The organism is Bacteroides sp. CAG:633 (genome assembly GCF_000435115.1).
Lineage (GTDB): Bacteria > Bacteroidota > Bacteroidia > Bacteroidales > Bacteroidaceae > Bacteroides > Bacteroides ndongoniae.
This window is the reverse complement of the sequence record NZ_FR883009.1, coordinates 1-971: the sequence shown is the minus strand read 5'-3', so window position 1 is coordinate 971 and position 971 is coordinate 1. Positions and strand designations below refer to the sequence as shown.

Here is a 971-nt window from a genome sequence, read left to right as displayed (position 1 = left end):
CAAAAGGCGGACCAAGTATTACACAATCGCTGAAGACGATTTAGAAGAAAGGCTGCTGAACGAAGGAGAAAGCAATTTTTGCTTAATAGAGAAGCAACCCACCACCGACATCTACGAACTACGCGAATTACGCGCCATGCTGGCCCGACTCAAAGAGATTAACGAAGAACACCGCGAAGTAAGCTACAACGCCCTGCGCGAACTGAAGCGCATCCGCCGCGAGATAGATAGAATCAGCAAACGCACGGAAAAGGCGCGCGAGGACAGGAAGAAAGAAAAGTAAAAAAAAAGGCATGCACCACAGAGGTGCACAGAGTTTCACAGAGGAAGCACCACATTAAACGTAACGCCCCGCTACATTGCTTGTGGCGGGGTGTCGGATTGTTTGTAACGGCACACAACAAACGGTGTGGCGTCAGGGCTCGTCGAAGTGGCGAACCAGCAACTCTACCTGACGGCGGCTGAAGGTCTGCTCGTTGCGTCCTTCAGGACCTTCCTCGTAGAGCGCACGGCGCAAGGCATCGCTGCGTTCTATCCAGCGGTGGAGCTTGCGCAACGCACAGCGGGGCGTGAGGTCAGGAAAGTAGAGTTGGGCAAATTCGGCCTTACGGTAGGGCCGGATAACGAAGGGGCGGTCGGCTCCTTCGTCGGGAATCAATTCGGGTTTCATAGCGTTTGAATTTTTAAGTTTCTGAGTTTTTAAGTTTTATAGCTAAACAGAAATATCCAAAGAATATTTCCGCTTAGGAAATTAGAAGGAGGTTAGTAGTTAAGGAGTTAAGAAGTTAAGCCGATAGATAGACTACTCTAAACCATTCACCATTAACCATTTACCATTAATCATTAACCATTTACCATTCACCATTAATCATTAACCATTTTCTTCGCAACGAACCGGTGTCCGGAAATTTCACCATCCGGCGACTCTGTTCCGCAGCTGCCGAGGGCTCATTTTAGGGCTCAGGCTCACT

Annotated in this window: 2 protein-coding genes; one reads left to right on the top strand and one right to left on the bottom strand. The window is 49.0% G+C overall.

Going from position 1 to position 971, the window contains the following annotated elements; genetic code table 11:
* Positions 1-283, top strand: a 283-nt coding sequence (locus tag QVP67_RS03070) for a hypothetical protein (protein ID WP_288179839.1), incomplete at its 5' end; no start/stop codon positions are given.
* A 132-nt stretch (positions 284-415) separates the two neighbouring features.
* Here QVP67_RS03070 and QVP67_RS03065 read toward each other — a convergent pair.
* A complete protein-coding gene (locus tag QVP67_RS03065; protein ID WP_022162091.1) occupies positions 416-670 on the bottom strand; it encodes a DUF4248 domain-containing protein in 255 nt (84 codons plus the stop codon).
* Positions 671-971: the final 301 nt, after the last annotated feature.